Source organism: Limnohabitans sp. DCL3, from assembly GCF_048019295.1.
Classification (GTDB): domain Bacteria; phylum Pseudomonadota; class Gammaproteobacteria; order Burkholderiales; family Burkholderiaceae_C; genus Limnohabitans_A.
Window position 1 is genome coordinate 957,204 of record NZ_CP171842.1, and the last position, 19,172, is coordinate 976,375.

A 19,172-nucleotide genomic window follows, 5' to 3' on the forward strand; every position below is an offset into this window, starting at 1 on the left:
CTGCACAATCTGGGCAAACACATTGCCCCATCAGGATTGCCATGAGCCCAAAGAAACCTTTGATCATCGACGTGCACGGCCACTACACCACCGCCCCCAAGGCGCTGGAGAACTGGCGCAACCAGCAAATTGCCGGCATCCAAGACCCCGTGTCCATGCCCAAAGTCGCTGATCTCAAAATCAGCGACGACGAGTTGCGCGAAAGCATCGAGACCAACCAGCTGGCCAAGATGAAAGAGCGCGGCTCGGACATCACCATCTTCAGCCCCCGCGCCAGCTTCATGGCCCACCACATTGGCGACTTCAACGTCTCGTCCACCTGGGCGGCCATTTGCAATGAGCTGTGCTACCGCGTGGCGCAACTTTTCCCCGACCACTTTGTGCCTGCGGCCATGCTGCCCCAGTCGCCCGGTGTGGACCCGGCCACCTGCATCCCCGAGCTGGTCAAGTGCGTCGAGCAATACGGCAACGTGGGCATCAACCTGAACCCCGATCCGTCGGGCGGCCACTGGACATCGCCACCCCTGTCTGACAAGGCTTGGTACCCCATCTACGAAAAAATGGTCGAGTACGACATCCCCGCGATGATCCATGTGAGCACCAGTTGCAACAGCTGCTTTCACACCACGGGCGCGCATTATCTCAACGCCGATACCACCGCCTTCATGCAGTGCCTGACGAGCGATCTGTTCAAGGATTTCCCGACGCTGAAGTTCTTGATCCCGCATGGCGGCGGTGCGGTGCCTTACCACTGGGGGCGTTTTCGCGGTCTGGCCCAAGAGCTCAAGAAACCACTGTTGTCTGAACACCTGCTCAACAACATCTTCTTTGACACCTGCGTTTACCACCAGCCGGGCATCGATTTGTTGACCAAGGTGATTCCGGTCAAGAACATTTTGTTCGCCTCCGAGATGATCGGCGCGGTGCGCGGCATCGACCCCGAAACCGGCCATTACTTTGACGACACCAAGCGCTATGTGCAAGCCACAGCCAACCTGAACGACCAAGAGCGTTACATGGTCTACGAAGGCAACGCGCGGCGTGTGTTCAAGCGACTCGATGACCAGCTGACAGCCAAAGGCCGGTGAGCCATTGATTCGAAATTCAGGAGAAAACCATGTATGAACTCGGCGTTGTTTACCGCAACATCACCCGCGCAGAGCGCACAGCCGCTGACGGCCTGGGCGCTCTCGGCTCGGCCACGGTGCACGAGGCCATGGGCCGTGTCGGCCTCATGAAGCCTTACATGCGCCCGATCTACCCGGGCGCTCAGGTGTCGGGCACGGCGGTCACGGTATTGCTGCACCCCGGTGACAACTGGATGATGCATGTGGTGGCCGAGCAGATTCAGCCCGGCGACATTGTGGTTGCGGCCATCACGGCGGACTGCACCGACGGCTACTTTGGCGATCTGCTGGCCACGTCCTTTCAGGCGCGTGGTGCGCGGGCCTTGATCATCGATGCCGGCGCACGCGATGTGAAAGAGCTGCAAAAAATGAATTTCCCCGTGTGGAGCAAAGCCATCAGCAGCAAGGGTTGCATCAAGTCCACCATCGGCTCGGTCAACATCCCGGTGGTGTGCGCCGGCATGCTGGTCACCCCCGGCGATGTGATCGTGGCCGATGACGATGGCGTGGTGTGCGTGCCCGCAGCCCGGGCCGTACAAACGCTGGACGCTGCCCAAAAGCGCGAAAGCTTCGAGGGCGAAAAACGCGCCAAGCTCGCATCGGGTGTGCTGGGCCTGGACATGTACAAAATGCGCGAACCCTTGGCGGCTGCGGGATTGAAGTACATCGATTGATCAACCGCCCGTGGTGGTGCGATGCGCGGCTGCGGCCGTGCCGAGGCTCATCGGTCCTTCGGCCAGCCAATCGCCCCAACACGGCCACAGCCGCGCTTCGCAGTCAGCGACAGCGATTGGCAAGATGAGGAGAAGAAGATGACCAAACCGACGACAGGTGATTTCACCAAAACCGCTGGCTGGCTGGACTGGTTCAGCGGTCCCAGCCAACCCCGCTTTCAATTGCCCGCTGGCGCTGTGGATGCCCACTGCCATGTGTTTGGCCCGGGGGGCGAGTTCCCCTACGCACCCGAGCGCAAGTACACCCCGTGTGACGCCAGCAAGCACCAGTTGTACGCGCTGCGCGACCACTTGGGCTTTGCGCGCAATGTGGTGGTGCAGGCCACCTGCCACGGTGCAGACAACCGCGCCATGGTGGATGCCTTGGTCAACTCCGGCGGCAAGGCGCGCGGTGTGGCCACCGTCAAACGCAGCGTGACGGACGATGAAATCCAGGCCATGCACGACGCCGGTGTGCGTGGTGTGCGCTTCAACTTCGTCAAGCGTCTGGTGGATTTCACGCCCAAGGACGAGTTGCTCGAGATCGCTGGCCGGATTCAAAAATGGGGCTGGCATGTGGTGATCTACTTTGAAGCGGTGGACTTGCCGGAGCTTTGGGACTTCTTCACCGCACTGCCCACCACGGTGGTGGTGGACCACATGGGTCGCCCCGATGTGTCGCTGCCAGTAGACGGCCCGCAGTTTGCGCTGTTTGAAAAATTCATGCGCGAGCACCCCAATGTGTGGAGCAAAGTGTCCTGTCCCGAACGCCTCTCGGTCACGGGCCCCAAGGCCTTGAACGGTGAGAAAAATGCCTACCTCGATGTGATTCCGTTTGCCAAACGCATCGTGGCGGAGTTTCCTGATCGGGTGCTCTGGGGCACCGACTGGCCGCACCCCAACCTCAAAGACCACATGCCCGACGACGGTCTTTTGGTGGACTTCATCCCGCACATCGCACCCACGGCCGAGCTGCAGCGGCAGCTGCTGGTGGACAACCCGATGCGCCTGTATTGGTCCGAGGAGACAAACTGATGGCACTCGAAAAACCCTACACCGACGTACCCGGCACGATCATTTTTGATGCCGAGCAATCGCGCAAAGGCTACTGGATCAACCAGTTTTGCATGTCGCTGATGAAGGCGGAGAACCGCGAACGCTTCAAGGCCGACGAGCGCGCCTACCTGGACGAGTGGCCCATGAGCGAGGAACAAAAACAAGCCGTTTTAGCGCGTGACCTGAACTGGTGCATGCGCACCGGTGGCAACATTTACTTCCTCGCCAAAATCGGTTCGACCGATGGCAAGAGCTTTCAACAAATGGCAGGCTCCATGACGGGCATGACCGAGGAGGAGTACCGCAACATGATGATCCAAGGCGGCCGCAGCATCGAGGGCAACCGCTACATTGGCGAAGACGGCGATGCACAGGCGCACCGTCAGCCCCAAGGGGCAGCGGGTCAAACCCAAGGTGCACCAGGAAAGGCAGCATGAACATGGCCAAAATCACCGCCTCCGTTTTCACCTCGCATGTCCCCGCCATTGGTGCGGCCATGGACCTGGGCAAGACGAAAGAAGACTACTGGAAACCCCTGTTTGCGGGCTACGAGTTCTCCAAGCAGTGGATGAAGGAGAACAAGCCCGATGTGATTATTTTGGTGTTCAACGACCATGCCACGGCCTTCAGTCTGGACATGATCCCCACTTTTGCCATCGGTACGGCGCCCGAGTACCAGCCCGCTGACGAAGGTTGGGGGCCACGCCCCGTGCCCGTCGTCAAAGGCCACCCCGAATTGGCTTCGCACATCGCGCAATCGGTCATTCAGCAGGACTTTGACCTGACCATCGTCAACAAGATGGATGTGGACCACGGCCTCACGGTGCCCTTGTCTCTGATGTGCGGCGAATTGGACCCTGTGAAAGACGCCTGGCCTTGCCCGGTGATTCCTTTTGCTGTCAACGTCGTCCAATACCCCGTACCCAGCGGTCAGCGCTGCTTCAAGTTGGGACAGGCCATCCGCAAAGCGGTCGAGAGCTTTGACGAAGACATCCATGTGCACATCTGGGGCACAGGCGGCATGAGCCACCAGCTTCAGGGGGCACGTGCCGGCTTGATCAACCGCGAGTGGGACAACGCCTGGTTGGACCAGCTGATCCAGGACCCGGTGGCTGCCGCCAATACGCCGCACATCGACTATGTGCGCGAAGCGGGCAGTGAGGGGATTGAGCTGGTGATGTGGCTGATTGCACGGGGTGCCATGGCCGATGTGAACGACGGCAAAGTCACTGGCCCTGCGCCCCAATTGCGTCATCGTTTCTACCATGTACCTGCCAGCAACACGGCGGTGGGCCACGTCATTCTTGAAAACAGCTGAGAGATTTCATCCATGCGCAAAACCATCCAAGTCGCCCTGGCGGGCGCTGGTGCCTTCGGTATCAAACACCTCGACGGCATCCAAAACATCGACGGCGTGCAAGTCGTCTCTTTGATTGGCCGAGAGTTCGCCAAAACCCAAGAGGTGGCGGACAAATACGGCATTGCTCACGTCACCACCGACCTCCATGAATCACTGGCTTTGAAAGAAGTCGACGCTGTCATCCTGTGCACACCCACGCAGATGCACGCCAGTCAAACCTTAGCTTGCCTCCAAGCTGGCAAGCACGTGCAAGTCGAAATCCCGCTGTGCGATGTGTACAAGGAGGGCCAAGAAGTTTGGCGTGTTCAACAAGAAACAGGTCTCGTGGCCATGGTGGGTCACACCCGCCGCTTCAACCCCAGCCACCAGTGGGTGAACCAAAAAATCAAGGCCGGTGAATTCAACATCCAGCAAATGGATGTGCAGACCTATTTCTTTCGCCGCACCAACATGAACGCGTTGGGCCAGGCCCGCAGCTGGACGGACCACCTTTTGTGGCATCACGCTGCGCACACGGTGGATTTGTTCGCCTACCAGTGCGGCAGCCCCATTGTCAAAGCCCATGCGGTGCAAGGACCGATCCACCCCACCCTGGGCATCGCCATGGACATGAGCATCCAGCTCCAAGCCGCCAATGGGGCGATTTGCACCCTGAGCCTGAGTTTCAACAACGATGGCCCCTTGGGCACCTACTTCCGTTACATCGGCGACACCGGGACTTATCTGGCACGTTACGACGACCTGTACACCGGCAAGGAAGAAAAGATCGATGTGTCGCAAGTGGCCGTCTCGATGAACGGTATTGAATTGCAAGACCGCGAGTTTTTCGCTGCGATCCGTGAAGGCCGCGAGCCCAATTCCAGCATCGCGCAAGTCTTGCCGTGCTACCAGGTCTTGCATGACTTGGAGCAGCAATTGGCCTGACACCCAGCGCATGACCCCACTCACGCCCCATCTTGAGCGCCAGTACCTGAAAGTTTTGGGCTTGGCGGGTTTTGCCAGCATGGCCGCCATGCGCATTGGCGATCCCATGCTGGTCGTGCTCAGCGATGAGTTCCAAGTCAGTACGGGAGACGCCTCGGCGGTGGTCTCGGTGTATGCCGTGGTGTATGGGTTTTCTCAGCTGCTGTATGGCCCTTTGGGTGACCGGTTTGGCAAGTTGCGTGTGGTTTCTTGGGCGGTGTTGGCCTGTGCGCTGTTCAGTGCCATCACGTCCATGTCGGCGAATTTGCCCATGCTGGTCATCATGCGCGGCTTCATGGGCATGGCGGGAGCGGGCATCATTCCTTTGGCCATGGCCTGGGTGGGCGACCAAGTGCCCTACGAAAGGCGTCAGGAAACGCTGGCCAAAATCATGAGCGCCACCGTGATCGGCATGATGAGTGGCCTGTGGTTTGGCGGGTTTGCCGCCGATACCCTGGGCTGGCGCAGTGCCTTTGGGGTTCTGTCGGTGTTGTTTTCGGTGGCCGCTGCTTTGCTCTGGCGATTGCTGCGCCGCCACCCGCTGGCTGCGGCTTCAGAGGCGCCCGGTTTAGGGGCATCGCTGCGCACAACGGGGCGATTGTTGGGCATGCCACGGGTGCGCTGGGTGCTGTGCGTCACGGCCAGCGAAGGGGCTTTGGTGTTCGGCTCCATGGCCTTCATGCCCACGCATTTGCACCAGCACTATGGTTTGAGTGTGGTGGCGGCGGGATCGGTGATGATGCTGTATGGCCTTGGGGGCTTGTTGTACAGCCAGATGGCGCGGCGTTGGCTGGCTTGGTTGGGCGAGCGGGGTTTGGTTCGCACCGGTGCTGGCTTGATCGTTTCGGGCTTTTTGTTGTTGGCCTGGGGACGTTCGGCTGGGGTAGGCATGTTGGCCTGCACCCTCACGGGCCTGGGCTTTTACATGCTGCACAACACCTTGCAAGTACAAGCCACGCAGATGGCGCCGGCGGCGCGAGGAACGGCGGTGACCTTGTTTGCCAGTTCGCTGTTTTTCGGCCAGTCCACGGGTGTGCTGCTCATGGCCCAGAGCGTGGACATGGGTTGGCTGGCTTATGCGTTCACGGCCGCGGCGCTGTGTGTCATTGCCTTGGGGGCTGTGGTCTACCGTTTGGTGGGGCGGCACTGAGCTTTGAGCGGGGTCATGGGTTCGTGGGGATAAGATACCCCCATTGTTTGCTGGACACGTTATGACCGACCATTACGCCGTTATCGGTAACCCCATTGAGCAGAGCAAGTCGCCGCTCATCCACACCGCCTATGCCCAAGCCACGGGACAGGACATCGGGTACACCAAGTTGTTGGCCCCTTTGGGGGGCTTTGCCGCGGCCGTGGGGGCATTTCGAGCCGCAGGGGGGCGGGGCATGAACGTGACCGCGCCCTTCAAGCTCGATGCTTTTGCCTATGCCACCGATCTGGCACCCAGCGCGCAGATGGCCGGGGCCGTCAACGCCATGAAATTCGAGGGCGACAAAGTTCATGCCGAAAATTTCGACGGTGTGGGTCTGGTGCGTGATGTGGTGCACAACCTGGGCTGCCCATTGCAAGGGCGACGGGTCTTGATTTTGGGCGCGGGCGGTGCGACCCGGGGGGCCTTGCTGCCCATCTTGGCCCAGAGGCCAGCCGAGTTGTGGATCGTCAACCGCACCGTGGCCAAAGCCCAAGAACTCGCTCAATTGGCAGGCCAGCACCAGACGGGCTCGGTGCCGGTTCGGGGGGGCGGCTATGCCGATCTGGGCACAGTGGCTTTTGATGCGGTGTTCAATGCCACCTCGGCCAGTTTGACCGCCGAATTGCCGCCTTTGCCTGCTTCGGCTTTTGCCCCCGGGTGTCTGGCTTACGAACTGGCCTACGGCAAGGGCCTCACGCCCTTTCTGCGGCTCGCTCAGCAAGCCGGTGTGACGCAGCTGGCCGATGGCGTGGGCATGTTGGCAGAGCAAGCTGCGGAGGCTTTTGAATGGTGGCGTGGCGTGCGCCCAGACACGGCTGATGTCATTCAACAATTGACCGTGCCCTTGGTGTGAAAGGGGCAGGGGGGCCTCACCCTGGCCCTGGCCCGTCTTCGTGACCCTCAGGCCTTGAAGCAGGCCCCGTCCATGACCTTCAGGGGATGGGCCAACAGCGGCACGAACGCCATCTGGTCGAGCACATCGCGCTGCAGATCGATGCCGGGGGCCAGCTCAAAGAGTTCGATGCCTTTGGGCGTGAGTCTGAAGCTGGCGCGCTCGGTGAGGTACAGCACTTCTTGTTGGCGCACCAAACCTTGTGGCCCTGAAAAGGTGATTTGGTCCACTTTTTTGACCAATTTTTTCACCGCACCTTGCGCGATCACGCGCATCTGCCCGTCGCCGGTTTTCAGCTGGACGCCCTTGGCTGCCAAGGTGCCGCAGAACACCACTTTCTTCGCGTTTTGCGCGATGTCGATGAAGCCGCCAGGGCCGACCGTCACGCCGCCCAAGCGCGAGACATTGACCGAGCCTTCTTCGTCGAATTCGCCAAAGCCCAAAAAGGCAATGTCCAGACCCCCGCCGCCATAAAAATCGAACTGCGTCGCGGCGTCCAGCATGGCGGTGGCGTTGCGGGCGTAGCCAAACAACACGCCGTCCATGAGCGTGCCGCCATAGGTGCCGTGTTCGATGGTTTGGTAAATGCGGTGTTGCTCGTTGCGTGCCGCCATCAGTTTGGCCACCGCATCGGGCACGCCCACACCGTAGTTGATGACGGGTCGGGTTTTGCCGGTGTTGAACAACTCCTGGTAGGCCCGACGCGCCACCGCCTGGCGCTCGCTGAAGGCTTCTTGTGCAGCCGCCACTTCGCGGGCGTGGTCTTGGGCCTCGCTGCTCAAGCGCGCGGGCCCCGTCAACTCGCCGCTGAAGGCCGGATCGAAAGGGATGGCGTAGCTGGTGGATTGCTGCGGATCCACGACGATGGCGTCCACCCAGGCCGAGGGGATGCGCACTTCGCGGGCTTTGAGGGTGCCCTTGGGCAAGCGTTCTTTGACCTGCACGATGACTTTGCCGCCGCTGTTGCGGGCAGCCAAGGCCAAAGACTGCGCATCGAGGTTGGCCGCTTCGTGTTCAAAGCTGATGTTGCCGTCCTCGTCGGCGCTGCTGGCGCGCACGATGGCCACGTGCACGGGAAACGGTTTGTAGCGCAGGTATTCGCGGCCATCGATCTGGATGACTTCGGCCAAGTCGTCTTGCGCGGCATCGTTCATGCGGCCCCCCCCGTGGCGCGGGTCGCACACCGTGCCCAGGCCCACGTGGCTGATGAGGCCGGGGCGGCCCGCTCCGATCTCGCGCAGGAGCTGGCTGCTCACACCACCGGGCAAGATGTAGGCCTCGATTTTGTTGGACAAAGCCAGCTGCTGCATGGCGGGCGACCACACCCAGTGGCCGCCAATGACACGTCGAACCAGACCTTCGTGCGCGAAGCAGTTCATGCCTTTGGTTTTTTTGTCGCCAATTCCAAGGGCGTGGATGACGGTCAGGTTCTCAGGTGTTTGTGTGCTGAGGAAGCGTTCTTGCACCGCTTCAAACACATGGGTCGCTTCCATCAAGCCGCCGCCGCCGCCCATGAGGCCCACGGTGTCACCGTCTTGGATGAGTTGTGCCGCCTCTTTGGCGGTCATGAATTTGGTTTGCATGTCTGTCTTCAGCGGTTCACGTCAAACAGCACGGCGCCTTTTTTCATCGCACTTTTCGCGATCACCCCTCGGTGGATCTCACTGGTGCCGTCGTAGATGCGGTAGATGCGGGCATCGCGGTAATAGCGCTCGATGGACAGCTCCTTGCAAAACCCCATGCCGCCAAACACCTGCACCGCGCGGTCCACCACACGGCCCAAAGTTTCTGCGGCGTGCACCTTGACCATGGCGATCTGTTCGCGCGCGTCCAGGCCTTGGTCCAGCATCCAGGCGGCGTGGTAGACCATCCAGCGGGCGGCGTTGATCTCGATCACGCTGTCGGCGATCATCTGCTGCACCATCTGGAAGTCACCGATCTTGGTGCCGAACTGTTGGCGCTCCTGGGCCCAGTTCAACATCAGCTCGCACACATGCGTGGCCTTGCCCACAGCGCGGGCGCCCACCTGGGCCAGACGCACCACATTGAGTGCACCCATGGCCAGCTTGAAGCCTTGGCCCACTTCGCCCAGCAGGGCAGCGTCTTCGAGTTGCACGTTGTCAAAAAACAATTCCAGGTGTGGCGTGCCGCGCAGGCCCATCATTTTTTGATCCTTGCCCACGGTGAAACCGGCCAAGCCTTTGTCGACCATGAACATGGAGATTTCTTTCTCGCCGGTCTTGGCCGACACCAAAAAGAAGTCGCTCCACTCGCCATCGCTGATGAAGTGCTTGGCGCCATTCAGGACCCAACCTTGGTCGTTTTTCTTGGCATGGGTTTTGATGCCTGCGGCGTCCGAGCCCGCGCCGGGTTCGGTGATGGTGATGGCGCAGGTGCGTGTGCCCGCCACAGAGGGTCTGAGCCAGCGCTCGATTTGCTCACCCTTGCAGTGCAGCAGGGGTTCGTACACATTGCCAAAGGCGCGGCGGATCAGGATGTCGGTGGTGTGGCCGAACTGCTCTTCGCACAAGATGCGGTCCATGTTGGAGAGGCCGCCACCGCCCAGCTCTGCGGGCATGTTCATGCCGTACAGGCCCAGTGCCTTGGCTTTGTCGTGGATGGCCTGTGCTTTGGTGTTGTCCAAAAAGCCCTGGTCCTCGACCTCGTCTTCAAGGGGGTGCAGTTCTTCGGCGATGAAACGGCGCACCGTTTCGATCATCATTTTTTGTTCGTCGTTGAGGGAAAAGTCCATGGGGTGCTCCAAATCATTGTGAGGGTTCAGCGTTCCACAAAGGGGCGGCTTCTGGCCAGGCATTCGGCGGCCCAGTCTTGGACCGAGGTGTGGGCTTCGCGGCCCAAGTTCACCACCTCCACGCTCACAGGCAGGTCGGCGGGCAGGGCGTCGAACAGGCCTTGCACATCGATGGTGCCGTCGCCGGGCAAAAGACGTTCACAGCGGGCGGTGTGGACCATTTGCTCGGTCGTGAAATGCAAACCAGCCTCTGCATCGCAAATTTGCGCATAGTGAAGCAATTCACGCGGGATGGCGCGGATGTCTTCGAGTGTGGTGCGCGAGCGCCCCACGTGCAGCGCATCGACCAAGATGCCCGCATTGGCGGGGCTGCCAGCGCCTTGGACAATGCGCAGCGCAGCGTTGGCGTCTTTCACCGCCGTCCAGGGCATGAACTCCAAGTCGGCGGTCATGCCAAAAGGCTTCATGACTTCGCACAGGCGGGCGTAGTGGTCGATCAGGCGGGCTTCGTGGGTGTCGTCCCCGGCCACCAAAATGGCCTTGGCCTTCAAGGCCGCGCCCACGTCGTACAGCGCATCCCAGGTGTGCGGGTCGAACTGCTCACCGATGCGGATGATCTCCAGATCGAAAACGCCCACGCCCGTGTCGGCTTGTGCCGCCAAGGTCTCGCGCAGCGCTGCTGGCTGGCCCAGCAGGTGCTGCTGCGGCGCGCCAGCGGCGTTGGGCCACAGGCGCAGACCGACAAAGCTGTAGCCCGTTTGCGCGGCCACCCGGATGGCCTCAGCCGGGTTGCAACGGTGTGAACTCAGGTAGGCGAGGGAATAGTGGCGGGTCATGCGATTTATTTCAAAGGCGACACCGCGGTGGGCATGGCGATGGTCGAGACCATGTTCGTCGTCAAATGCGCGGGGCCGCCCTTGGGCGGCCAGATGCCTTGGGCCACGGCTTCGGCGCGGATTTGGCTGCGGGCATTGAGGCTGTCATAGGCCCAGATGTTGGTGAAGCGCAGCGGGCCGTCGAGCGCCACCATGGCCACCACGCAAGGTGAGAGCTGGTCGCGGGCGGGCACGTACTGTTCCCACAGGTCGATGGTGGGCTGCACGCCGCCGGTTTTGATGCCGTAGGTGCGGATCTCGTAGACCGGTCCGGTGATGCCGCTCTCGGCGCTGGGGCGCACCGGCTTCATCCAGGGAAAGCCTTTGTAGCTGTGTTGCTCCAGCGACTGGAAAATCTCGCCGCAGCCGAACGGGCTGGCGCTTTGCTGGGTGCGCTCGCGTTCGGCTTGCAAGGACGCGAGCGTGTCAAAGCCGCGCAGCACGGTCATCTGGTTGAGCACGCCGATGTCGCTGAACCAGCAGCCCAGCAGTTCGCCCTGGGCCTCAGGCGCCGTGGCGAAGGCTTGCACCTGGGTGGCGGCTTGGCCTGCGGTGCCAAAGGGCAGGGTCATGGTGGCGAGTTCGTAATACATGGTCTTGGCTTTCGAGTTGTCGGTTGACGTGTGGGTGATCGGGTATTCGCAGGTGGACGCTGGATCGCGGCCTGCGGCGTGGTGGGCGGCGATGAAGCCAAAGGTCATGGCCGGGCCCAGCGTGATGCCGCCTGCAGGGTAGTGGCCGCCCATCATGCTGCTCAGGTCATTGCCACCGGCGTACAGACCGGGGATGGCTTGACCTTGGGCGTCGGTGACTTGCGCATGGTCGTTCACGCGCAAACCGGCGAAGGTGCCCAAGCTGCCCATGACGACTTTCACGGCATAAAACGGACCGCGCTCGATGGGGCCCATGCAGGGGTTGCGCAGGCCCTGTCGGCGGGCGTTGATGGCATCGCCCTGGATGCGGTTGTAGGGCGTTTCGCCTTTGCCAAAGTCGCGGTCTTGGCCGTCTTGGACCAAGGCGTTGTAGCGCCGTACCGTGGCTTGCAGGGTTGGGGCTGGGATGCCGCAAGCTTGGGCCAATTCACCCAAGGTTGGGCCGCGTTTCAGATAGCCGTTGTTCAGCCATGGGCCCAGCGGCATAGGGGCGGGTTTGACCGCGCCCAGGCCGTAGCAGCGGATGAAGGCATGGTCACACATCAGCCAAGCCTCGGGCTTTTGACCGGCGGGTGTAGCCGCCAGCAGGTCTTGCATGAAGTCGTGGTAAGAGTTGGCCTCATTGCCAAAGCGCAGGCCAAGCGCCGTGACGGCGATGAGGCCAGGTTTGGCGCGTTCAATCAGGTGCGGAAAATGCGCCACGCTGCCGTCCTGGCGGGGCACCAAGGACACGGGGGCCAGCGCCGCCGCTTGCACCAAATCGTTCGCCACCACGCCGCCGGCGGATTCGCCCAAGCGCAGGCCGTCGCCCGTGTTGCCCCGGTGACCAGCCGACCAGTGCTCATGGCCCGTGGGGGCATGCGGCAGCAGTTGCTGTTTGCGCACCGGGTCGTGTGGAAAGCCGCCGGTGGCCAACACCACGCCGCAGCGGGCGTGCAGGTTCACTTCGCCCTCGGGTGTGTGGACCACCGCACCGGTCACGCGGCCTTCGCTTTGCAGCAAACGCACAGCGGGGCTGTTCAGGCGAATGGGAACACCCATATCCATGGCCGATTGGGCCAGACCGCCAACCAAGGCATTGCCATTGACCAGGCGCGTTCCGCGTCGGTGCAGCAGCAGGTCACGCCCATGGCGCAGAAGCAGTTTTGTGACGTGCCAGAACGAGGCGGGCTTGTGCAGCGCGTTCAAAAAATGCCGCAGCTCAGCCCCCGAGGCGATGCCCATGCCCCACAGCGTGGTCTCGTGCAGCGGGGGCTTGAGGTCGTGCAGGCGCTCGCCCAGTTGGCGGCCATCAAAAGGGGCTGCGCAAATCGAGCGGCCACCCAGCGCCGCATCGGGCGTGTGGCCGTGAAAGTCTGGAATGGCGTTGCCATCGATGAACTGCAGCGCGGTGTGGCGGCGAAAGAACTCGACCATGCGCGGTCCGTTGTTCAGGAAGGCCAGGGCGCGGGACTCGTCGAATTTTTCGCCCAGTTCGCGGCGCAGGTAGGACAGCGGCTTTTCGATGCGCTCGACCAGACCCGCCTCGATGGCCAGCGGGTTGCGCGGCACCCACATCCAGCCGCCTGACCAAGCCGTGGTGCCGCCGAATTGCGCGTCTTTCTCGACCACGATGACTTTCAGGCCCAAGTGTGCCGCCGTGACGGCGGCCGACAGCGCGCCCGCGCCCGAGCCCACCACCAGCAGATCGCAGTGTTCGGTGGCGGGTTTTTCAGCGGTCATGGGCTGGCCCGCATCACAGCGCGTAAATCGGTTTGCGCCCGTCGGTGGGCGGGGCACTGCCGGTCTCGGCCGTGAGGCTGAAGAAGGGCGAAGCGCCACTGGACGCGGCCAGCTGTTGCGCGATGCTGAGCAACTCGGGCGCCAAGGTTTGCATTTTGTCGGGGGTGAAGCGCACCGTGGGGCCCGCAATGGTCAGCACACCGAATGCGGGTTGCCCCGCAAAACGCACAGGCGCCGACATGGCCGACAGGCCTGCGGTGTAGGTGTCGGTGGTCAGGCTGTAGCCCCGCTCCCGGGTTTGGGCCACGGCGTCCATCACGGCTTGCAGGCTGGTGGGGGCGGTGGGGCCGAACTGGTCCGGCAGACCCAGACCTTGTTTGGCCACCAGGGCCAGGGCCGCGTCATCGCGCATCGTCGACAGCAAGGCCCAGCCCGAGGACGAGCAGGACAATCGCGCGTCGCTGCCCATGTCGGGGTCGTAGCGCAAACCTTGGCGTGCACCTTGGGCGCGCGCCACCCAGGTCAGGCGCTCGCCGTCCACCACCGACAAGCGCACCAGCTCGCCCGAGACTTCGGCCAAGCGGTTGAGCAGGGGCTGCGCAATGTCGACGATGCCGCTGTTGCTCAGGTAGCTCAGGCCCATGGAGACCAGCTTGGTGGTCAGCAGGTAGTCGCCATGACCGCGTGTCTGGCGCACATAGCCCAGGCGCACCAGATCACTCAGCAGGCGGTGTGTGCCGCTGCGCGGGATGTCCAGCCGATCGGCAATCGCCGCCAGCTCCAGGCCTTCGCCGTGTTGCGAGAGCAATTCGAGGATGCTCAAAGTCCGTTCGAGAACGCCGCTCATGTGGGATTCCTTGAAGCTGTGAAGGCCGGGCAGGTTTGACGCTGACCGGAGTGCGCCGCTTGCAGCAAAGCCAAAGTGGCTTGCAAAGTGCGCCAGCCGTCCAGTGCCGAGCAGATCGGGGTTTCGCGCCGCTCGGCCACCGCGCGAAAGTGCCGCAATTGCTGAACGTACACATCGATCTCGTGCGGGCTGCTTTGTTCGCGGGTCATCTCGCGGTGCCAATGGCGTTCTCCGGGGTAGCGCCACAACGCCAAATCGGGCAGCGACAGCGAGCCCTGCGTGCCTGAGAAAAAGTGCGACTGCACGTGTTGGCGGGGGTATTGGCTTTGCTCGCCGGCACACAAATCCCAGCACCAGGGCGAGACGCTGGTGTCGGACACCGTCATCACCGCTTGCGTGCCGCCCGCAAATTCCAGCAGGGCCGCCCCAGTGTCTTCGACGTCCAAACCGCGCACCGCGCTGGACAGGCTGCCTTGCACGGCACGCACCTCGCCCAGCAGGTACACCAGCATGTCGATGTCGTGGATCAGGTTGATCAGCACCGGCCCGCCACCGGCTTGGCGGCGCCAGGCCACATCAAAGTAGGCCTCGGGCTTGTAAACGTTGGCCATCACGTTGGCGCTGAGCACCTGGCCCAGGCGACCCTCGGCCATGATTTGACGGGCCCTTTGCAAGATCGGGTTGTGACGGCGGTGGTGGCCCACCAGCACGGGCACACCGGTGCTCTGCTCGATCTGGATCAGCCGCTGGGCAGCGGCCAGTGTGTCGGCCACCGGTTTTTCAACCAGCACCGCGATGCCGCGCGCCATGCAGTCGGCGGCCACATCCACATGCGTGGCGTTGGGGGTGGCGATCACCACGCCTTGGGGCTGGGTGGCTTGCAGCAGGGCCTGGTGGTTTTCAAAGGTGGGGACGTTGCGCTCGGCGCACCACTGGCGACCGGCCGCGCCCGGCTCGGCCACGCCCACCAGAGTGAACTCGGGTGTTTTCAGGATGCGCTCGATGTGCGTCCGGCCAATCACGCCTGCGCCAATCACGGCCAGAGGGAACTTGTGCATGGTTTGTTTGCCTGTGCAGTGGGGTGCGTCGATGGGGGAGTATATGGATTTTTGGAAATAAATTCAAAAGTGGAATCAAATTCCGTTTTTATGTATCATCGCGGCCATGAACCCGACACAGCCTTTGCACCTGGACGGCGCTTCGCGCATCCATTTCATCGTGGGCGACCCGATTGCCCAGGTCAAATCGCCCTCGGGCGTGAGCCAGGTTTTTCAGGATGCAGGGCTCAATGCGGTGTGCATCCCGGCCCATGTGGCCCCGGCCGATTTGTCGGCCTGGACGGCGGGTGTGTCGCTGTGCAAAAACGTGGACGGCATCATCGTCACCGTGCCGCACAAGTTCGCTTACTTTGATCTGTGCGCCACGACCTCGGACCGCGGCGCGTTTTTGAAATCCATCAACACCTTGCGCCGCAACCCCGATGGCAGCTGGCATGGCGACATGTTCGATGGTCTGGGTTATGTGCAAGCCTTGGCGCTCAAGGGCTGCAGCTTGCAGGGCCAAAAAGCTTTGCTGGTGGGCGCAGGCGGTGCCGGTTCGGCCATCGCGTATTCCTTGGTCACTGGCGGCTTGCGCGAGCTGGCCATCCACGACGAAGACACGGCTCGGCGCGATGCGCTGGTGCAGCGCCTGGCCTCGCTGGGCCGCTGCCGCGTGGTGGCCGGCAGCAGTGACCCCACAGGGTTTGACATCGCCATCAACGCGACGCCGATCGGCATGAAAGCGGACGATCCGCATCCGATCGAATCGGCGAAATTCACGCCCGCCATGTTCGTGGGCTGCGTCATCACCGCGCCTGCCGTGACACCGATGGTCGCCGCTGCGCGGGCGCTGGGGTGCCGCACCCTCACGGGCACGGAAATGTTTGCGCAGGTGAAAGACCTGATGGTTGATTTTTTGCTGGGGGCCTGAGATGCACCTGCTGAAAAACGGTCTGGCGGGTTGGCAGGACGGCAGTGAATTTGACCTGGTGGTCATCGGTGCGGGTGGTGCGGGCTTGTCGGCGGCGGTGTTTGCCGCCATCGACGGGGCCAAGGTGCTGGTGGTCGAGCGCACCGAGTACGTGGGCGGCACCACCGCCTGGTCGGCGGGCACCACCTGGGTGCCAGGCACCCACCATGCTTCAGCCGTCAACCCCAGCGACAACTTGGCCGCCGTGACGACTTACCTGAACCATGCGGTGGGCGCACAAGCGCCTGCTGCTTTGCGCGAAGCCTTTTTGAAAAACGGTGCCCAAGCCGTGGCCCAAATCGAAGCGCACTCGTCGATGAAATACCGGCCTTACCCCAAGCACCCGGACTACATCAGCGATCTGCCGGGTTCGACCTTGAATGGCCGCGCTTTGGAGCCCCTGCCTTTTGATGGCCGTTTGCTGGGCGATCTGTTTGCCTTGCTGCGACCACCCATCCCCGAGTTCACCGTGCTCGGCGGCATGATGGTGGACCGCAACGACATCAACCACTTGCTGGCCATGACGAGGTCTTGGGCGTCGCTCAAGCACGCGCTCCGCATCTTGGGGCGTCACCTGCGTGATCGCTTGACCCATGTCCGTGGCACCCGCTTGGTGATGGGCAACGCGCTGGTGGGCCGTTTGCTGCATTCTTTGTCGCAGCATGCCCACGCCACGCTGGCGCTGAAAACATCGGTCGAAGCGCTCGAGCGTGACGCGAGCGGCCGTGTGGTGGCGGTGCGCCTGAGCAGTGCCACCGGCAAGGCCCGCGTGTTGGCCAAGCATGGCGTGGTGTTGGCCAGTGGCGGCTTCAACCGCGACCCGGCCCTGCGTTCACACAAGTTGCCGGGTATTCCTGCCGAGTGGTGCCCCGGTGCACCCGGCCACACCGGGCAGGCGCTGGCTTTGGCGCGGGCCTTGGGGGCCGCCGAAGGGCAGGGCGCGCAAAGCCCCGCGTTCTGGGCGCCTGTGTCTTTGCGCCCACGCCCCGATGGCAGCACCGCCGTGTTCCCGCACTTTGTGATGGACCGCGCTAAGCCCGGCATGATCACCGTCAACCAGGCGGGTGAGCGTTTTGTCAACGAGAGCACCTCTTACCACCTGTTTGCCCTGGGCATGCAGGCGGCCCAGCAGGCCATCCCCGCTTACATGGTGGCCGATGCCAAAGCCTTGCGCCAATACGGCATGGGCATGGTGCGCCCCGGTGGCAAGGGGCTGGCCCCGTTCTTGGCCGACGGCTACTTGACCCAAGGCGACAGCCTGCAAGCGCTGGCGAACAAGCTGGGCATTTCGGCATCGGGTTTGGCCCAAGCGGTGGCCGACAACAACGCCTTTGCCCAAACCGGTGTGGACTCCCAGTTCCAGCGGGGCGTGACGGCTTACCAACAAAACATCGGTGACGCCGCCGCCGGTGGCCGCAACCCCAACTTGGGCGCGATCAGCGAAGGGCCGTATTACGCTGTCAAGCTCTACCCCGGTGACATTGGCGCGGCGCAAGGCTTGCAGACCAATGAACATGCCCAAGTGCTCAATGCAGACGGTCAAGTCATCGAGGGTTTGTACGCCGTGGGCAACGACATGAATTCCATCATGGGCGGGGTGTACCCGGCCCCAGGCATCACCCTTGGCCCGGGCTTGGTGTTTGCATATTTGGCCGTCCGCCATCTGATGGCCGCAGCACCTGCTTCTCAGGTCTAACCCCTAATATGTTCGATAGTCGATCAAATTTGAGCGATCATCGTTCGTTGTGGCGGGAGATGCTGCCGACGCCGATGAGATTACCTACTACATTGCAAGCTCTTGCCGAGTTCGTAAAAAATTTTTCAACCCCCCTGGCCGGGCATGCTGGCCTGATTCCACCAACGAGGAGACCTCTGTGAAAGCAACTCTGAAAACCCTGGCCATCTGCGCTGCATTGGCCGTGACGGGCGTGACGCAAGCTCAAGACATCAAAATTGCCAATATTGTTGAACTGTCTGGCCCCGGCACCACCGCCGGCACCTTGTTCAAAAACGGTACCGAGTTGGCCATCAAAGAAATCAATGCCGCTGGCGGTATCCTGGGCAAGAAAATCAGCTACACCACCGAAGACACGCAGACCAACCCGGGTGTGGCCAAGGGCCTGACGCAAAAAGCGGTCGACAACGATGTGTTTGCCATTTTTGGCCCTGTGTATTCCGGCTCCATCATGGTCTCCATGGCCGAGTCCAAGCGTGGCGAAACGCCCAACTTCACAGGCGGTGAAGCCGCTGCGATCACCGCACAAGGCAACCCCTATGTGTTCCGTACAGCCTTCGGTCAGAGTGTGTCTTTCCCCAAGCTGGCCAAGTTCATCAACGCCAAAGCCAAGACCTTGGCCATTGTTTATGTGAACAACGACTTCGGCAAAGGCGGTCGTGACACCCTGACCAAGTTGCTGGAAGGCACGTCCACCAAGATCGTGGCCGACATCTCGACCGATGCGGGTCAGGTGGATTTCTCGGCGGCTGTTTTGAAAGCCAAGCAGACCGATGCCGATGCGATCTTCGTGTACACCAACGAAGAAGAGTCGGCCCGTGCCCTGCGCGAATTCCGCAAGCAAGGCGTTAAGAAAATGCTGATCGGAGAGACCACGCTGACGGGCCAAAAAGTGATCGAGTTGGCCGGTGAATCCGCCAACGGCGCACTGGCCCACGTGGGCCTGACGGTGGACGCCCCAGCGTTCAAGGCCTTCGGTGCCAAGTACAAGGCCGAATACAAGAGCGAATCGGACCACAACGGCATCAAGGGCTACACCGGCATGTACGTGCTCAAGGCTGCCATCGAGAAAGCCGGCAAGATCGACCGCAAAGCGGCTGCCGCAGCGATTCGCAACAGCTGCTTCAGCGCCAAGCAACACCCCGGCATCCTGATGGACGTGTGTTTTGACGACAAGGGCGATCTGGACCGAGAGAGCTTCCTGATCGAAGTCAAGGGCGGCCAGCCCGTGATCAATGCGACCTTGCCGCCACTGACCGCCAAGAAGTAATTGAC

General features: G+C 62.0%; 17 protein-coding genes and 1 pseudogene. 11 read left to right on the plus strand and 7 right to left on the minus strand.

The window, feature by feature from the left end; translation table 11 throughout:
• The first annotated feature begins 59 nt into the window (after nt 1-59).
• The 8 genes from ACHEXK_RS04340 to aroE all read left to right on the plus strand — a co-directional run bounded on the left by ACHEXK_RS04340 (nt 60) and on the right by aroE (nt 7,264).
• The gene (locus tag ACHEXK_RS04340) at nt 60-1,088 is read left to right on the plus strand and encodes an amidohydrolase family protein (protein ID WP_416548856.1); all 1,029 of its coding nucleotides are present in this window, start codon (nt 60-62) and stop codon (nt 1,086-1,088) included.
• A 29-nt stretch (nt 1,089-1,117) separates the two neighbouring features.
• The gene (ligK, locus tag ACHEXK_RS04345; RefSeq protein ID WP_416548144.1) at nt 1,118-1,801 is read left to right on the plus strand and encodes a 4-carboxy-4-hydroxy-2-oxoadipate aldolase/oxaloacetate decarboxylase; all 684 of its coding nucleotides are present in this window, start codon (nt 1,118-1,120) and stop codon (nt 1,799-1,801) included.
• 138 nt (nt 1,802-1,939) lie between these two features.
• Nucleotides 1,940-2,875: an amidohydrolase family protein gene (locus ACHEXK_RS04350; protein ID WP_416548145.1), complete on the plus strand. Its 936-nt coding sequence runs from the start codon at nt 1,940-1,942 to the stop codon at nt 2,873-2,875.
• The gene (gene ligA, locus ACHEXK_RS04355) at nt 2,875-3,333 is read left to right on the plus strand and encodes a protocatechuate 4,5-dioxygenase subunit alpha (protein WP_416548146.1); all 459 of its coding nucleotides are present in this window, start codon (nt 2,875-2,877) and stop codon (nt 3,331-3,333) included. The genes ACHEXK_RS04350 and ligA overlap by 1 nt, the downstream gene beginning before the upstream one ends.
• Before the next feature lie 2 nt (nt 3,334-3,335).
• Nucleotides 3,336-4,214, plus strand: a complete 879-nt coding sequence (locus tag ACHEXK_RS04360) for a class III extradiol dioxygenase subunit beta (RefSeq protein WP_416548858.1) — start codon at nt 3,336-3,338, stop codon at nt 4,212-4,214.
• Between the two features lie 12 nt (nt 4,215-4,226).
• Nucleotides 4,227-5,180 carry a Gfo/Idh/MocA family oxidoreductase gene (locus ACHEXK_RS04365; protein ID WP_416548147.1) on the plus strand — a complete coding sequence of 318 codons (954 nt, stop codon included), beginning with the start codon at nt 4,227-4,229 and terminating at the stop codon, nt 5,178-5,180.
• Nucleotides 5,155-6,369: an MFS transporter gene (locus ACHEXK_RS04370; RefSeq protein ID WP_416548148.1), complete on the plus strand. Its 1,215-nt coding sequence runs from the start codon at nt 5,155-5,157 to the stop codon at nt 6,367-6,369. Before ACHEXK_RS04365 ends, ACHEXK_RS04370 begins: the two co-directional genes overlap by 26 nt.
• Before the next feature lie 61 nt (nt 6,370-6,430).
• Nucleotides 6,431-7,264, plus strand: coding sequence for a shikimate dehydrogenase (gene aroE, locus ACHEXK_RS04375; protein WP_416548149.1), 834 nt, complete (start codon nt 6,431-6,433; stop codon nt 7,262-7,264).
• Nucleotides 7,265-7,311: 47 nt separating this feature from the next.
• Here the strand turns inward: aroE and ACHEXK_RS04380 are convergent, their stop codons facing one another.
• From ACHEXK_RS04380 to ACHEXK_RS04410, 7 genes and pseudogenes are all read right to left on the minus strand, one after another.
• The gene (locus tag ACHEXK_RS04380; RefSeq protein WP_416548150.1) at nt 7,312-8,886 is read right to left on the minus strand and encodes an acyl CoA:acetate/3-ketoacid CoA transferase; all 1,575 of its coding nucleotides are present in this window, start codon (nt 8,884-8,886) and stop codon (nt 7,312-7,314) included.
• A gap of 8 nt (nt 8,887-8,894) precedes the next feature.
• On the minus strand, nt 8,895-10,055 hold the full coding sequence (locus ACHEXK_RS04385; RefSeq protein WP_416548151.1) for an acyl-CoA dehydrogenase family protein: 1,161 nt from the start codon (nt 10,053-10,055) through the stop codon (nt 8,895-8,897).
• A 26-nt stretch (nt 10,056-10,081) separates the two neighbouring features.
• Nucleotides 10,082-10,891, minus strand: coding sequence for a sugar phosphate isomerase/epimerase family protein (locus ACHEXK_RS04390; RefSeq protein WP_416548152.1), 810 nt, complete (start codon nt 10,889-10,891; stop codon nt 10,082-10,084).
• 5 nt (nt 10,892-10,896) lie between these two features.
• Complete coding sequence (locus ACHEXK_RS04395; protein ID WP_416548860.1) at nt 10,897-11,523, minus strand: NIPSNAP family protein; 627 nt, start codon at nt 11,521-11,523, stop codon at nt 10,897-10,899.
• Nucleotides 11,524-11,586: 63 nt separating this feature from the next.
• Nucleotides 11,587-13,305, minus strand: a pseudogene (locus tag ACHEXK_RS04400) (FAD-dependent oxidoreductase); the annotation flags it as partial.
• Between the two features lie 13 nt (nt 13,306-13,318).
• The gene (locus ACHEXK_RS04405; protein ID WP_416548153.1) at nt 13,319-14,152 is read right to left on the minus strand and encodes an IclR family transcriptional regulator; all 834 of its coding nucleotides are present in this window, start codon (nt 14,150-14,152) and stop codon (nt 13,319-13,321) included.
• Entirely contained in the window at nt 14,149-15,210 is a 1,062-nt protein-coding gene (locus ACHEXK_RS04410; protein ID WP_416548154.1) for a Gfo/Idh/MocA family protein, read from the minus strand. Before ACHEXK_RS04410 ends, ACHEXK_RS04405 begins: the two co-directional genes overlap by 4 nt.
• Nucleotides 15,211-15,316: 106 nt before the next feature.
• Here ACHEXK_RS04410 and ACHEXK_RS04415 point away from each other — a divergent pair, with 106 nt between their 5' ends.
• From ACHEXK_RS04415 to ACHEXK_RS04425, 3 genes are all read left to right on the plus strand, one after another.
• A complete protein-coding gene (locus ACHEXK_RS04415) occupies nt 15,317-16,123 on the plus strand; it encodes a shikimate dehydrogenase family protein (protein WP_416548155.1) in 807 nt (268 codons plus the stop codon).
• A 1-nt stretch (nt 16,124) separates the two neighbouring features.
• Nucleotides 16,125-17,858, plus strand: coding sequence for an FAD-dependent oxidoreductase (locus ACHEXK_RS04420; protein ID WP_416548156.1), 1,734 nt, complete (start codon nt 16,125-16,127; stop codon nt 17,856-17,858).
• Between the two features lie 178 nt (nt 17,859-18,036).
• Nucleotides 18,037-19,167 (plus strand): ABC transporter substrate-binding protein, encoded by a 1,131-nt coding sequence (locus ACHEXK_RS04425; protein WP_416548157.1) that lies wholly within the window; start codon nt 18,037-18,039, stop codon nt 19,165-19,167.
• Nucleotides 19,168-19,172: the final 5 nt, after the last annotated feature.

Coding starts and splice junctions, on each gene's coding strand:
- ligK (WP_416548144.1), top strand. CDS start 1,118: ATGTATGAACTCGGCGTTGTTTACCGCAACATCACCCGCGCAGAGCGC.
- ACHEXK_RS04350 (WP_416548145.1), top strand. CDS start 1,940: ATGACCAAACCGACGACAGGTGATTTCACCAAAACCGCTGGCTGGCTG.
- ligA (WP_416548146.1), top strand. CDS start 2,875: ATGGCACTCGAAAAACCCTACACCGACGTACCCGGCACGATCATTTTT.
- ACHEXK_RS04360 (WP_416548858.1), top strand. CDS start 3,336: ATGGCCAAAATCACCGCCTCCGTTTTCACCTCGCATGTCCCCGCCATT.
- ACHEXK_RS04365 (WP_416548147.1), top strand. CDS start 4,227: ATGCGCAAAACCATCCAAGTCGCCCTGGCGGGCGCTGGTGCCTTCGGT.
- ACHEXK_RS04370 (WP_416548148.1), top strand. CDS start 5,155: ATGACTTGGAGCAGCAATTGGCCTGACACCCAGCGCATGACCCCACTC.
- aroE (WP_416548149.1), top strand. CDS start 6,431: ATGACCGACCATTACGCCGTTATCGGTAACCCCATTGAGCAGAGCAAG.
- ACHEXK_RS04380 (WP_416548150.1), bottom strand. CDS start 8,886: ATGCAAACCAAATTCATGACCGCCAAAGAGGCGGCACAACTCATCCAA.
- ACHEXK_RS04385 (WP_416548151.1), bottom strand. CDS start 10,055: ATGGACTTTTCCCTCAACGACGAACAAAAAATGATGATCGAAACGGTG.
- ACHEXK_RS04390 (WP_416548152.1), bottom strand. CDS start 10,891: ATGACCCGCCACTATTCCCTCGCCTACCTGAGTTCACACCGTTGCAAC.
- ACHEXK_RS04395 (WP_416548860.1), bottom strand. CDS start 11,523: ATGTATTACGAACTCGCCACCATGACCCTGCCCTTTGGCACCGCAGGC.
- ACHEXK_RS04405 (WP_416548153.1), bottom strand. CDS start 14,152: ATGAGCGGCGTTCTCGAACGGACTTTGAGCATCCTCGAATTGCTCTCG.
- ACHEXK_RS04410 (WP_416548154.1), bottom strand. CDS start 15,210: ATGCACAAGTTCCCTCTGGCCGTGATTGGCGCAGGCGTGATTGGCCGG.
- ACHEXK_RS04415 (WP_416548155.1), top strand. CDS start 15,317: ATGAACCCGACACAGCCTTTGCACCTGGACGGCGCTTCGCGCATCCAT.
- ACHEXK_RS04420 (WP_416548156.1), top strand. CDS start 16,125: ATGCACCTGCTGAAAAACGGTCTGGCGGGTTGGCAGGACGGCAGTGAA.